Below are 13,943 nucleotides of genomic sequence, written 5' to 3'. Positions count from 1 at the left end.
CGGGACTCCACAACCCTCGATGCTATTGGGGCTGTTGGTCTACCGTCGGTGACATGGCCATGAACCTCTGCCATAGGTGGTGCTGCAGTTCGAACCGCTGGGCGAAGGAAGTGGAAACCCACCTGCTGCCGACCGTGCTCGCCGACGTGGAACTGGGCGACAACACGCTGGAGATCGGACCCGGATACGGCGCATTCCTACGGGTGCTGGTCGACAAGACGCCAAAGCTCACCGCGGTTGAGATCGATGCCCCGATGGCACAGCGGCTGCAGCGGCTCTACGGCGATCGGGCCCGCATCATCAACGGCGACGGCACCGATACGGGCTTGCCGGACAACGAGTTCAGCTCGGTGGTGTCGTTCACCATGCTGCATCATGTCCCGACCGCGGAATTGCAGGACCGGTTGTTCGCCGAGGCGTTCCGGGTGCTCCGGCCCGGCGGCGTCTTCGCCGGCAGCGACGGCGTGCCGTCGGTGGTGCTTTCGATCTTGCATTTCCGCGACACCTGCAATCCGATTCCGCCGGAGACGCTGCCGGATCGCTTGCGCGCCGCGGGTTTTCGCGACGTGGACGTCAAGGTCGGCACCGGCAGGCAGCGCTGGCGCGCGGTCAAGGCCGCCTGATGGAAAACGCGCCGTCATCGCGACTGGCCCGGCTGCGCCACCAGTGGGACGAGCGGCTGGAACCCGGCGAGCAGGCGACGATTCTCGCGTGGTTGTCGTTCACCGTCACTTTCGTCGGGGTGCGAGCCCTCACCCACTGGATCCGCGCGGGCCACGGTCCCTCGGGGGGCGGTGTCAGCCTGGGCGGCAAGCACTTTCATCACTACAACATCGGCATCGCGCTACTGGCGACGGTGGCGGCGGTCGGCCTGCGCGGGACGGAGAAGCAACGCCGCCACCCGGCGGCCGCGGTCGCTTTCGGCTCGGCCAACGCACTGATCGTCGACGAGCTGGCCCTGCTGCTGGACCTCAAGGACGTCTACTGGGCGACCGAAGGGCGCGAGAGCGTCGACGTCGCGATCGGCGTCATCGCCACAGGCGCGACGGTCGCAGCGGGCATGCCGTTCTGGGCGCATGCCCACCGCGCGCTGCGCTCGCGTTCGTGATCAGTTGATGCGCCCGATCGGCCCCCGAGGGGGAACGGGGACCTGCGATGACGACGACGGCGGGTATCTCGGCGGGATCGGCTTGGGGATCGTCGTCGTGGTTGTCGGCGGCGAGGCCGGATAGCTCGGGGGTGTGACCCGCACCGGCGGCGGGAGGGGAACCGGCAGCGGCACCGGCACGACGACGGGCGGCGGTGGGGCCTGCGGCGGGAGCGGGGAATTCGGAATCGGGGCCGCGGGTGGCGGCGGGTTGGCGGGCAGCTGCGGGGGCAGGTTGACCGGCCCCAGGTTGTTCGGGTGCGGCTGCGGCGGCGGCGCTTGGGGCGGCGGCGCTGTGATCGCCGCCGGTGGTGTGTTGGGTCCGGCGGGCGGGGGTGTGTTCACCGTGACGTCCGACGGGGCCACCGCGGTTTTCTGGTGGTGCAGCAGCAGGAACATCAATCCGAGGGCGACGAACACGATGCCGGCCAGCACCGTGGCGGCCTGGATGTGGCGCGTGCGACGGCTCGCCGCGGCGCCGGGTTGACCCGCGCCGGCGCCGCCCTGCTGGTGGAGAGCTTCGGTAGCCGCGTCCGGGTGCGAATCTCCGGTGTCCGCGCCCATGGGGCTGTCGGCGGATGTCAGCTGGACCTTGGTCAGGGTCTGTCCGCGTAGCCACCAGGGCGCCGCGACGAATATCGGGGCCACACCCAGCAATGCGGCCGGGGTGACGAGGTCGCGACGCTTCCGCTCACAGGTGCTGCAGGAGTCGATGTGCCGCGCCACACGTTTGCGCAGGAGGACGGTGAACTTGCCGTCCCAATTCGCCAGGATCGCGCCGAGCTCCGGGCAGCCCTGGGGATTGCGCTGCGCGCGGCGGGCGACCAGCAAGGCACCCAGCGACCGTTCGACCATGTCACGCATGCGCGACACCAGCTTGGTGGCGTTGTCGGGGCTGACGTCGAGCGCGGCCGCCAGTTCGGGCCCGTCCAGGCCGTGGCGATAACTCAGTTCCAGCACCGTGCGGTCCCGGTCGGACAAACCGCCGGCGGCCTCGGCGACCAGGTCGGCCAGTTCGGTGCGGCGTGCGAGCGTATCCGGGCCGGCATCGAAGGACTGCGCCTCGGGCAGCTCGTCGGAGACGTTTTCGCGGCGACGCAGCCGGAGACACCGCAGGGCCTCGTTGCGTGCGATGGCGTAGAGCCATGGGCGCAGTTTGTCGGGGTCGCGCAGCGTCGACAGTTGGGCCGCCGCAGTGCAGAACACCTCCTGCACGCAGTCGGCGGCGGCGTCGCGGTCGCGCACCATGCCGACGCAGAAGTCGTGCAGCCGGTCGGCGTAGCGGTCATAGATTCCGGCGAAGGCGGCGCGGTCGCCCGCGACGGCCGCGCCAGCCAGCTCGGCGTCGCCTGCCATATTCCAGTCGGGCAGTGCGGTCATGACGTTGCTCCAGCCAATCCGGCGCCGGGGACCCATCGCGCGGGGCCCGGCGCATCCGCTAAGTGTGCGCGCATTTTGCTGAGTTGGCGCTGGTTAGTCAGATTTCTTGCGGGAGAGCACGGTGAAGGCCGGACCATACCGTCCGGCCTTCACCGCTACTACTACTTCTTGTTCTGCGGGGGCAGTTGGTGGCAGGCCAGGCACTGCGTTGGCGCCGATTGCACCGGAATGCCGCCACCCGGCTTGGGGCCGATCGGCTTGCCACCGCCGGAATTACCACTACCCGACTGGCCGCTGCCGGACTGGCCACTGCCCGAGTTGCCACCGCTCGGCTTGCCACCACCCGAATTGCCACTACCCGACTGACCGCTGCCCGACTGACCGCTGCCCGACTGGCCACTACCGGACTGGCCGCTACCGGAGTTGCCGCCGCTGGGCTTGCCACCTGAGTTGCCGCTGCCGGACTGGCCGCTACCGGAGTTGCCGCTACCGGAGTTGCCACTGCCGGAGTTGCCACCGCTGGGGTTATCCGGATACACGGGCACCGGGATGGGTATGGGCACGATCACCGGAGGCGCGCTCGGGCCGTCGGCCGGAGGCGGGCCAGGGTCGGCGGGCGGGGGCGCCTGCACGGTGACGACGGGAGCCGGAACGTTCACGTTGGTGGGAACGATCGGCCCTGCCGGACCCGCGTCGGCCGGGGGAACGACCGCGGCCGGCGCCGGGGCGACCGGCGGCGGTGGCGCCACATTCGGCGTCTGGGGCGCCACCGAACCGACACTGGAGTTCGGAGCCACGACGGCCGGCTTGGGCTTCGGACTCGTCCCGGCGACGAGCATCACCCCGAACCCGGCGACCAATCCAAGCGCGGCGATCACGGCCGCCACCACCAGCGCGTTCGCTCCCCACCATCGCCGCTGCGCGGGCTCCGCGGGGAGGTCGTCCTCGGACTCCGCGGTAAGGCGGTCCTCGACGTGCGCGGGGGTGTGGAGAGATCCGTCCTCGATCGCCGGATCGCCCAGCGGGCTCGACGCCCACGCCTCGGCGGCGGTCAGGTCCTCGTGCGGGCTCGCGGCGACGGTCAGGTCTTGGTGCGGGGCAGCCGCGACGGTCAGGTCGTCGCGCGGGACCGCCCTGAAGGTAGCCGACTGGGAGTCTTCGATGGTGCTCATGGCCTGTTCCTTAACTGTGGTCGCGGCCCCCTTTGGGTCGCATTCACAGGTATGAGCAGCCGCCGGTGGTCACCCGGACACTTTTTTCGGAACTTTTTTGCGGAGCCTTTCCCGGCCCCGGCGCCGGCCCGGTCCTAGGCCTTGGCGATCGCCACCCGCACGCCGTCGCCGATCTCCGCCGCCTCGGCGGGCTCGCCGAACTCGAAGCTGGTGGCCAGGATCTCCCCGGCGATGAGGTCTCGGTGGGCGCGGGCCCAGTCGGCTCGCTCCGCGGGCACCGACATCACCACGCTGATGCGGTCGGACACGTCCAGCCCGGTCGACTTGCGTAGTTCCTGCAGCTCGCGGATCCGGTCCTTGGCCCAACCCTCGGCCTCCAGCTCCGCGGTGACCGTGCCATCGAGGACGACGAGCCCGGCCCCGTCGGGCAGGGCCGCGGTGAACTCCGGGTCGGCGGCGACCAGGCGCGAGCTGTACTCGTCGGGTTGCAGCACCGCGGGGCCCGCGGTCAGGGTGCCGTCGGGGTTGACGACGCCCTCCCCCGCCTTGACCGCCTTGATGGCGGCCTGCACGTCCTTGCCCAGGCGCGGGCCGGCGACGCGCGCGTTGACGGTGAGCTCGAACCGGCCGTAGGTGTCGATCGCGTCGGTCAGCTCGACACGCTTGACGTTGAGCTCGTCGGCGATCAGGTCGACGAACGGCTCCAGCCGCCGCGGGTTCTCCACCGCCACGGTCAGTTTCGGCAGCGGCAGGCGCACCCGCAGCTTTTTGGCCTTGCGCAGCGACGACGCGGCCGAACAGACTTCGCGGACCTGATCCATCGCGGCCACCAGCTCCGGGTCGGCGGGCAGCACGTCCGGCTGGGGCCAGTCGGTCAAGTGCACCGACCGCTCCGCGGTCAGCCCGCGCCAGATGATCTCGGTGGTCAGGGGCAGTAGCGGGGCCGCGAGCCTCGCGGTTACCTCGAGCACGGTGTGCAGGGTGTCGATCGCGTCGTCGTCTTCTTCCCAGAATCGCGAACGCGACCTTCGCACATACCAATTCGTCAGTGCCTCGGTGAACTGGCGCAGTTGCTCGCAGGCCCCGGAGATGTCGCATACGTCCATGGACCGGCTGAGTTCGTCGCGCAGCACCGCGAGCTTGGCCAGGATGTAGCGGTCCAGCACGTGCGCCGAATCGGTGCGCCAGGCACCGACTTTCGGCGCGTAGAGGGCCAGGAAGCTGTAGGCGTTCCACAGCGGCAGCAGGACCTGCCGCACGCCTTCGCGGATGCCCTGCTCGGTGACGATCAGGTTGCCGCCCCGCAGGATCGGCGACGCCATCAGGAACCACCGCATGGCGTCGGAGCCGTCACGGTCGAACACCTCGGTGACGTCCGGGTAGTTGCGCAACGACTTGCTCATCTTCTGGCCGTCGGAGCCCAGCACAATCCCGTGCGCCACACAGGTTTTAAACGCCGGACGGTCGAACAGCGCGGTGGCCAGCACGTGCAGCGTGTAGAACCAGCCGCGAGTCTGGCCGATGTATTCGACGATGAAGTCGCCCGGATAGTGGCCGTCGAACCAGTCGCCGTTTTCGAACGGGTAATGCACCTGGGCATACGGCATGGAGCCCGAGTCGAACCACACGTCGAGCACGTCGGGGATCCGCCGCATCGTGCTGCGACCGGTGGGGTCGTCGGGGTTGGGCCGGGTGAGCTCGTCGATGTAGGGCCGGTGCAAGTTGGTGGGCCGCACCCCGAAGTCGCGTTCGAGCTCGTCGAGGCTTCCGTAGACGTCGATGCGCGGGTAGGCGGGATCGTCCGACTTCCACACCGGAATCGGCGTGCCCCAGTAGCGGTTTCGCGAGATAGACCAATCGCGGGCGCCCTGCAACCACTTGCCGAACTGGCCGTCCTTGACGTGTTCGGGGTACCAGGTGATCTGCTGATTGAGTTCCACCATCCGGTCGCGGAATTCGGTGACCGCGACGAACCAGGACGACACCGCGCGATAGATCAGCGGATTGCGGCACCGCCAGCAGTGTGGGTAGGGATGGTCGTAGGTTTCGTGGCGCAGCAGGATCGGCTTGTTCACGGCCGCGGGGCCACTCTGGTTCTTCAGGTCGCGGATGATCTGGGCGTTGGCGTCGAAGACGTGCTGGCCCTGATAGTCCGGGACGGTGGCGTCGAACCGGCCCTTCGAGTCGACCGGGGTGACCGGTTCGATGCCCACCTTGTCGGTGGTGGCCATGTCGTCCTCGCCATACGCCGGCGCCATGTGCACGATTCCGGTGCCGTCCTCGGTGGTCACGAAGTCGCCGGGCAGCACCTGAAAAGCGTTGGCCCGTCCCGGTTCTGGGTCGGTGAAATACGGGAACGGCGGCACATAGTGCGTGCCGAGCAGGTCGGCTCCGCGGTAGGTGCCGAGTACTTCAGGCTCCTCCCCCAGCTCGCGGGCGTAGGCCCCCAGGCGCGCCTCGGCGAGCACCAGGCGGCGATCGCCGGCCTTCACCTGCACATAGGTCACGTCCGGATTGACCGCAACCGCGAGGTTCGACGGCAGCGTCCATGGCGTCGTCGTCCACACCAGCAAGTAGGCGCCGGCCAATTCGCCGTCGGGTACCCGGAATCCGACGGTGATCGCGGGATCCTGGCGGCTTTGGTAGATGTCGTCGTCCATCCGCAGTTCGTGGTTGGACAGCGGGGTTTCGTCGCGCCAGCAGTACGGCAGCACCCGGTAGCCCTCGTAGGCCAGGCCCTTGTCCCACAGCTGTTTGAACGCCCAGATCACCGACTCCATGTAGGACAGGTCCAGCGTCTTGTAGTCGTTGTCGAAGTCGACCCAGCGGGCCTGGCGCGTCACATACGCCTGCCATTCGTCGGTGTAACGCAACACCGATTCGCGGCAGGCCTCGTTGAACGCCGCGATCCCCATGGCGTCGATCTGGGACTTGTCGGTGATGCCCAGCTGACGTTCGACTTCGAGCTCGGCGGGCAGCCCGTGCGTGTCCCAGCCGAAGCGGCGCTCCACCTTGGCGCCGCGCATGGTGTGGTAACGCGGGACGATGTCTTTCACGTAGCCGGTGAGCAGGTGCCCATAGTGGGGCAGGCCGTTGGCGAACGGCGGGCCGTCGTAGAACACAAACTCCGGGGCGCCGTCGCGGCGGGCGATGCTGGCCCGGAAGGTGTCGTCGCGCGCCCAGTACTCGAGGACCTCGAGTTCGAGCGCCGGGAAGTCGGGTGCCCCGGCGGCCAACTTCGGGTAGGTCAATGCGTCGTCTCCCTGTGCCAGTTCTCAGGCCGGGGACGACGACGCGCTAGCTGCGCGAGCGCCGCGGTACCACCCCGCTTGCCGCGCTGCCGCGCGACCGCTCGTGACGGCTATGACGGGCCTACCCGTTCGGTTCTACTGGGCTGCAATGGCCGTTCTTCCGAAGGCTCCCCGGTGATGGCCGGATCGATGCCGCTGCGCCGATTCTAGCCGGTGGATCAGGCGCGGACTTCGAGCACGCCCGCGCGCCACAGCGCCGCGTAGGCGTGACGCAGCGGAATGCTCAACAGACGGGCGGCGCCGTTCACCAGCGGGTCGGCGCCCGGGCCGAGGATCGGCACGTCGACGCGGCTGGTCACCTTCTTGGGCGCGGGGACGTGGACGGGCGTGTCGGCGCGCACGACCGTCAGCGCGGGCTTGGGTGCCGCGGTTGCCAGTTCGTCGGGCAGGGCTGCGGTCATGGTCGCCTCCTAGACGGAATTCGAACGAGGACTAGCTGGATGGACGTGTCCCGTCCCGTACTGGTTCCGATCCGAGAATGCTTGGCCGGTAAGCCGATTGGCGTTGCGACGGCTAGCCGAGAGCGTCGCGCCGGAGGCCGGATCGGGACGGAACGGAGCGCGGACTTCGGTCCGGACTATCGCTGGAGCTCATACGTCCCTCACCTCCTCAACGGCAACGATGCGTGCGGCCACCCGCACGACCTGCGCGCACAAAGGAGTACAGAAACCGACGACCGTCGGAGATCCGCACCCCACTCGTCAGAGCTTCGGCACTACACGACGTGTCCTGGCCGGAAACAATCCGAGCCGGAAGCCACCTGGGCTCAACCCTTAAGCCAGGAGGAGCTGTCCTGACCCGGGGCGTCTTTGGACGTTCGGGGTCAGTGGCCTGTATTCGTGTAGACGCCTCACCTAACGAGGTGCCGTCACGATGATGCACGAAGGGCGGAAGACCGTCAAACTCGGGCGAGTGCGCCGGCGCGTCGTGGTGCTCACTTCTCGACCAGGTCCTCCAGCCGCCCGATCGTGTCGATGAACTCCTCGACCATGTCGAGCACCACCGAGCGCGTCGGGCGCACCCGGTCCAGTGAACCGACGACCTGCCCGACGAAGTAGGTGGCGAGCTCGCGCGCCTTGGCGCCCGGGTGGGCGGCGGCCTGATTGATGCGCACCTGGTATTCGGTGATCAGCGCAGTCTGCAGCGGCATGCCGAGGGGGTCGGGGCTGTCGGGCCGCTCCCATTCGTCGGTCCAGGCCGTGCGCAGCATCCGCGCGGGCTTGCCGGTCATCGACCGCGACCGCACGGTGTCCGAGGAGCTGGCGGCGAGGAACTTCTCCTTGACCACCGGGGCGGTTTCCGCTTCCTCGGTGGTCAACCACACCGATCCGCACCACACGCCCTCGGCCCCCAGGGCCAGCGCCGCCGCGATCTGGCGGCCCCGGGCGATCCCGCCGGCGGCGAGCACCGGCGTCGGCGACACCGCATCCACCACTTCGGGAACCAGGACCATGGTCGCCACCTCACCGGTGTGCCCGCCGGCCTCGGTGCCCTGCGCGACGATCAGGTCGACGCCGGCGGCGGCATGCCGCCGCGCGTGTTGCGTGGTCCCCGCGAGCGCGGCCACCAGCACGTCGTGGTCGTGGGCGCGCTCGACGAGGTCGACCGGGGGCGGGCCGAGCGCGCTTGCTATCAGCCGGATGTCGTGGCCGAATGCCACGTCGAGCAGCGGCTCGTAGCCCTTGGGCGAGATGTTGAGCCCGCCGCCGGACGGCGCGCGCGGCGGCTCGGCGGTCGCCGGGATGCCGTAGCGGGTAAGGAGGTCGTCGACGAACGCGCGGTGCTCCTCGGGCAGCAGCGCGGCGACTTGTTTGGCGTCGATTCCGCCCTGGTCGGCTCCGACGTACTTGGGCGGCAACAACAGGTCGACCCCGTAGGGCTTGCCCCCGGTCTGCTCCTCGATCCAGGTGAGCTCGCTGTCCAGCCGTTGCGGGCTGTGCGCGACCGCCCCGAGGACTCCGAATCCCCCCGCGTTGGTGACCGCCGCGACGACGTCGCGGCAGTGGCTGAAGGCGCAGATCGGGAACTCAACGCCGAGCTGCTCGGCGACTCTGGTTCGCATCGCCCGACGCTAGGAATTACTGATGGATATGTCAATCGATTGCGGACCCGGGCGCGCGGCCGTCCGGCGGCCAGCTGGCCACGCCCTCCTCCAACGGGATCTGCAGGCTCTGCAGAATCGACGCGACCATGCGCCACGCACCGATGGCGGTGACGAGTTCGATGAGAACCGTTTTGTCGCCTTGCAATTCGCGTTCGCACGCCGCCCAGCTCTCGGCGCTCACCGCGCCGTCGCGCACGACGTCGTCGGTCGCGGCCAGCACCGCCCGCTCGGTGGGCCCGAACCCGTCGTGTTCGCGCCAGTTGCGCACGCCCAGCAGGTCGTCGGCCGTCACGCCAAGCCCCGACGCGACGCGCCAGTGCTGCGTCCACTCGTAGTCGCATGCGGTGAGCCAGCCGATCCGCATGATCACGAGCTCGCGCAGCCGTGAGTCGAGGGCGCCGTGCCACAACATGGTGGCGAGCAGGTCGTTGACGGCGCGCGCCAATTGGGGATGGTTCAGCAGCACCTGAAATATGGACAGTTCGGCCATGTAGTTCGGCACGGCCGCCTCGTCGGCGGCGGCTTTGGCCTCGCCGAGCGGCAGTCCGGGCACGCGGGCTGTGGTCATGGGGTGAGCATTCCACGTACGGGCGGGATTCAGGATCCAGCAACGAACATCACGATTAGATAACGGTTCGGCGAATTCCCTGCGCGCTGCGCACGCCGATAATAATGTCGCCCCTGCTATCGGGGCGGCTGACGTGCGGGAAAGCTCCTGACACCGGGCAACGTCAATTGAGCGAACGTGGGCACCCTCGATGGCCGGGGAGGGGCCACGTATTGCGTCAAGCAGCGAACAAGCTAGTTAGCCGTTGCCGTCAGGAGGCAGCGGCATGTCGTCTCGCTCAGATTCGGCCTGTTCGTCGCCCACTATGAGCGCCACACCGGTCACTCCGGTTGCCGTTATCGGCATGGCCTGCCGGCTTCCCGGCGGCATCGACTCCCCGGAACAGCTCTGGGAGGCGTTGCTGCGGGGCGATGACCTGGTCACCGAAGTTCCGCCCGACCGCTGGGACGCCGACGATTACTACGACCCCGAGCCGGGTGTGCCGGGCCGGTCGGTATCGAAGTGGGGCGGGTTCCTCGATGACGTCGCCGGCTTTGATTTCGAGTTCTTCGGGATCAACGAGCGCGAGGCCACGGCGATGGACCCCCAGCACCGGTTGTTGCTGGAAACCTCCTGGGAGGCCATGGAGCACGCCGGGCTCACTCGGGAGGCGATGACCGACTCGCCGACCGGTGTGTTCGTCGGCTTGACGCATGGCGACTACCAACTGCTGGCCGCCGACGCGCACACCGCCGAGGGGCCGTACGGGTTCACCGGCAACAGCTTCAGCCTGGCGTCCGGACGGATCGCTTACACGCTGGGGCTCCACGGTCCCGCGCTGACGGTGGACACCGCATGTTCGTCCGGCCTGACCGCGGTGCACCTGGCCTGTCGCAGCCTGCACGATGGCGAAAGCAACCTCGCGCTGGCCGGCGGCGCCACGGTGGCGTTGGATCCGCGGAAGTTCGCCTCGGGATCGGCCGAGGGCATGCTGTCGCCCACCGGACGCTGCCACGCCTTCGACGTCGAGGCCGACGGGTTCGTATCGGCCGAGGGTTGCGTCGTGGTGTTGCTCAAGCGGTTGCCGGACGCGCTAAGAGACGGTGACCGGATCCTGGCGGTGGTGCGCGGCACCGCCGTCAATCAGGACGGTCATACCGTGAACATCGCGACGCCGTCGGAGACCGCGCAGACCGCGGTGTACCGGGCGGCGTTGGCCGCGGCCGGTGTCGATGCCCGCACGGTCGGCGTGGTCGAGGCGCACGGCCCCGGCACGCCGGTGGGCGACCCGATCGAATACGCCAGCCTGGCCAAGGTTTACGGCGTCGACGGTCCCTGCGCGCTGGCGTCGGTGAAGACCAACTTCGGCCATGCCCAGGCCGCCTCCGGAACGCTGGGGCTGATGAAGGCGATCCTCGCGCTTGACCACGGTGTGGTTCCGCGGAATCTGCATTTTACCCGCCTGCCCGACGAGCTTGCCCGAATTGAGACCGAACTTTTTGTGCCGCAGGCTAATACGCCGTGGCCCACCAACTCGGCGGCGGACACACCCCGGCGGGCGGCGGTGTCGTCGTACGGGTTGTCGGGAACCAATGTGCACGCCATTGTGGAACAGGCCCCCGAAGCCGTTGAGCCCGAGGACATCCCGGCCGAACCGGCGACGCCACTGCTGTTCCCGCTGTCGTCCACCTCCGCCGAGGAACTGCACCGCACCGCCGGTCGCCTGGCCGAGTGGGTGCAGGAACACGACGACGTGGCGCTACCGGATCTGGCCTATACCCTGGCGCGTCGGCGCGCGCACCGCCCGGTGCGAACGGCCGTCGTCGCGAGCACCCTGCCGGAGCTGACCAAGGCTTTGCGCGACGTCGCCGATGGCGGCATGCCGTATCAGCCCGCGGTCGGACGGGACGACCGCGGACCCGTGTGGGTATTTTCCGGCCAGGGTTCGCAGTGGGCGGGAATGGGCGCGCAGTTGCTCGCGAACGAACCCGTGTTCGCCGCCACGGTCGCGCAAGCCGAGCCGCTGATCGCCCTCGAATCCGGGTTCTCGGTGACCGACGCGATCTCGTCGCCTCAGGTCGTGACGGGTCAAGACCGGATTCAGCCGACGCTGTTCACGATGCAGGTGGCGCTGGCGGCCACCATGCGGGCGTACGGAGTGCGCCCCGGCGCGGTCATCGGCCACTCACTCGGTGAGGCCGCGGCGGCGGTCGCCGCGGGCGCGCTGTCGCTGGAAGACGGGGTGCGTGTCATCTGTCGCCGCTCGCGGCTGATGTCCCGCGTCGCCGGCGCCGGTGCCACAGCGTCGGTGGAATTGCCTGCCCAGCAAGTGTTTTCGGAGCTGATGGCCCGCGGTATCAACGACGTCGTGGTGGCGATCGTGGCCTCGCCGCAGTCGTCGGTGATCGCCGGCGCGGCCGAGACGGTTCGCGAGCTGGTGACGGCCTGGGAGCAGCGCGACGTCATGGCCCGCGAGGTCCCCACCGATGTCGCCTTTCATTCGCCGCAAGTCGATCCGATCCTCGACGACCTGACCGACGCGCTCGCAGAGCTCGACCCGAGGACACCGGAGGTTCCGTTTTACTCGGCGACCCTGTTCGACCCGCGCGAACAACCGGTGTGCGATGCCCGATATTGGGCGGACAACATGCGCCGCATGGTCCGGTTCGCCACGGCCGTGCAAGCCGCCATGCAGGACGGCCACCGGGTCTTCGCCGAGGTGGCACCGCACCCGCTTCTCACCCACGCTCTCGACCAGACGGCCCGCAGCCTCGATGTCCCGGTGGCGGCTCTGGCGGGTATGCGGCGCGAACAAGCGCTGCCGTACGGGCTGCGTGGCTTTGTAGCGGATCTGCACAGTGCGGGCGCGGCGGTGGACTTCTCGGTGCTCTACCCGACCGGGCGCCTGGTCGACGCGCCGCTGCCGACCTGGACGCACCGCCGGTTGTGGTTGAGCCACGACGGCCCGGAATCCCCCACGCACGGTGGCTGCACCGTTTCGGTACATCCGCTGTTGGGCCCGCACGTGCGCCTGCACGAGGAACCGGAGCGCCACGTGTGGCAGGCCGACGTCGGCACCGCCGCCCAACCGTGGCTAGGCGATCATCAGATCCGCAACGTCGCCGTGCTTCCGGGTGCGGCGTACTGCGAGATGGCGCTGATGGCCGCGCAGACAGTGCTGGGCGAGACCTCCGAGGTCCGCGACATCGTGTTCGAGCAGGCGCTGCTGCTCGATGAGCAGACCACGGTCGACACCTCGGCATCGTTGTCGTCGCCGGGCGTCGCCGACTTCACCGTGGAGACAAATCAGGGCGGCGAGCAAGCGCGGCAAGCTACCGCGGTCCTGTCCGCCGCGGAGCATGGGCAACCGCCCGCGCTCGATGTTGCCGCGCTACTGGCCGCGCATGGCCGCCGCGAGGATGGCGCCGCGGTGCGCACGCGCCTGGGCGAGCGTGGCGTTCAATACGGTCCGGCGTTCACCGGCCTGGGCGCCGTGCACATCGACGAGACGGCGTCCGACACCGTGCTGGCCGAGATCGCGCTGCCCCGCGAAATCCGTTCGCAACAAGACGCATACGGCATGCACCCGGCTCTGCTGGACGCGTGTTTCCAGTCCGTCGCGGCGCATCCCGACGTCGAGGCCATGGCCGGGCAGGTGCTCGCGTTGCCGCTGGGCGTCCGGCGGCTACGCGCATACGGTGCCGCTCGCAATGCCCGCTACTGCTTCACCCGGGTGACCAAAGCCGACGCCACCGGGATCGAGGCCGACATCGACGTGCTCGACGAGCACGGGGCAATCCTGCTGGTCGTGCGGGGCCTCCGCTTGGGCTCCGGAGTCCCGGAGAGCGCACACCACCAGCGGGTGCTCGACGAGCGGCTGCTGACCATCGAGTGGCAGCAGCGGGAATTGCCCGAGGCGGAATACGCCGACCCCGGCGCGTGGCTGTTGATCAGCACCACCACCACTGCGGACGTGGTGGCCACCAGTTTGACCGACGCGCTGAAACACCATGGCGCGCCATGCACCACGATGTGCTGGCCGCAGGGCGCCGACCACGCGGCAAACACTGCGCAGCTCGAAAATCATTTGCGCGCAGCGGGATTCACCGGCGTGGTGATCCTCGCCGGACCCAAAAACGGTCACTCCGACGACCACTCCCCGCTGCTTGGCCGCGAGTACGTGGAGCATGTGGTGCGTATCGCCCGCGGATTGCCGGACATCGCCGGCCAGCACCGCCTGAGCGCCGCGGGTGACGACGCACAGGCGCGGCGGCCTGTCTCT

9 protein-coding genes and 1 riboswitch are annotated in these 13,943 nt (G+C 69.0%); of the genes, 3 read left to right on the top strand and 6 right to left on the bottom strand.

The window, feature by feature from the left end:
* The first annotated feature begins 53 nt into the window (after nucleotides 1–53).
* On the top strand, nucleotides 54–623 hold the full coding sequence (locus tag A5736_RS19310; protein ID WP_076248040.1) for a class I SAM-dependent methyltransferase: 570 nt from the start codon (nucleotides 54–56) through the stop codon (nucleotides 621–623).
* Nucleotides 623–1,108 (top strand): hypothetical protein, encoded by a 486-nt coding sequence (locus A5736_RS19305; RefSeq protein WP_076122969.1) that lies wholly within the window; start codon nucleotides 623–625, stop codon nucleotides 1,106–1,108. The genes A5736_RS19310 and A5736_RS19305 overlap by 1 nt, the downstream gene beginning before the upstream one ends.
* Here A5736_RS19305 and A5736_RS27125 read toward each other — a convergent pair whose 3' ends face one another.
* The 6 genes from A5736_RS27125 to A5736_RS19275 form a co-directional block, all read right to left on the bottom strand.
* Nucleotides 1,109–2,527, bottom strand: coding sequence for an RNA polymerase sigma factor (locus A5736_RS27125; RefSeq protein ID WP_076248039.1), 1,419 nt, complete (start codon nucleotides 2,525–2,527; stop codon nucleotides 1,109–1,111).
* Between the two features lie 161 nt (nucleotides 2,528–2,688).
* Nucleotides 2,689–3,699 carry a hypothetical protein gene (locus A5736_RS19295; RefSeq protein ID WP_076248037.1) on the bottom strand — a complete coding sequence of 337 codons (1,011 nt, stop codon included), beginning with the start codon at nucleotides 3,697–3,699 and terminating at the stop codon, nucleotides 2,689–2,691.
* Between the two features lie 134 nt (nucleotides 3,700–3,833).
* A complete protein-coding gene (ileS, locus tag A5736_RS19290; protein ID WP_371328395.1) occupies nucleotides 3,834–6,950 on the bottom strand; it encodes an isoleucine--tRNA ligase in 3,117 nt (1,038 codons plus the stop codon).
* A 218-nt stretch (nucleotides 6,951–7,168) separates the two neighbouring features.
* Complete coding sequence (locus tag A5736_RS19285; RefSeq protein ID WP_076248034.1) at nucleotides 7,169–7,411, bottom strand: Rv1535 family protein; 243 nt, start codon at nucleotides 7,409–7,411, stop codon at nucleotides 7,169–7,171.
* A 285-nt stretch (nucleotides 7,412–7,696) separates the two neighbouring features.
* Nucleotides 7,697–7,879, bottom strand: a riboswitch (M-box (ykoK) riboswitch).
* Between the two features lie 65 nt (nucleotides 7,880–7,944).
* A complete protein-coding gene (locus tag A5736_RS19280) occupies nucleotides 7,945–9,072 on the bottom strand; it encodes a nitronate monooxygenase (protein WP_076122974.1) in 1,128 nt (375 codons plus the stop codon).
* A 31-nt stretch (nucleotides 9,073–9,103) separates the two neighbouring features.
* Entirely contained in the window at nucleotides 9,104–9,682 is a 579-nt protein-coding gene (locus A5736_RS19275; protein WP_076122975.1) for a carboxymuconolactone decarboxylase family protein, read from the bottom strand.
* Between the two features lie 304 nt (nucleotides 9,683–9,986).
* Here A5736_RS19275 and A5736_RS19270 point away from each other — a divergent pair.
* A partial coding sequence (locus tag A5736_RS19270) for a type I polyketide synthase (protein WP_175611339.1) occupies nucleotides 9,987–13,943 on the top strand: 3,957 nt, incomplete at its 3' end.

Source organism: Mycobacterium sp. SP-6446, assembly GCF_001954045.1.
Classification (GTDB): Bacteria; Actinomycetota; Actinomycetes; order Mycobacteriales; family Mycobacteriaceae; genus Mycobacterium.
This window is presented reverse-complemented; position numbering and strand designations above follow the sequence as displayed.

Bases quoted from the DNA above. Each gene is read 5' to 3' on its own strand.
- A5736_RS19285 (WP_076248034.1), bottom strand. From the start codon at position 7,411: ATGACCGCAGCCCTGCCCGACGAACTGGCAACCGCGGCACCCAAGCCC.
- A5736_RS27125 (WP_076248039.1), bottom strand. From the start codon at position 2,527: ATGACCGCACTGCCCGACTGGAATATGGCAGGCGACGCCGAGCTGGCT.
- A5736_RS19305 (WP_076122969.1), top strand. From the start codon at position 623: ATGGAAAACGCGCCGTCATCGCGACTGGCCCGGCTGCGCCACCAGTGG.
- A5736_RS19275 (WP_076122975.1), bottom strand. From the start codon at position 9,682: ATGACCACAGCCCGCGTGCCCGGACTGCCGCTCGGCGAGGCCAAAGCC.
- A5736_RS19280 (WP_076122974.1), bottom strand. From the start codon at position 9,072: ATGCGAACCAGAGTCGCCGAGCAGCTCGGCGTTGAGTTCCCGATCTGC.
- A5736_RS19295 (WP_076248037.1), bottom strand. From the start codon at position 3,699: ATGAGCACCATCGAAGACTCCCAGTCGGCTACCTTCAGGGCGGTCCCG.
- A5736_RS19310 (WP_076248040.1), top strand. From the start codon at position 54: ATGGCCATGAACCTCTGCCATAGGTGGTGCTGCAGTTCGAACCGCTGG.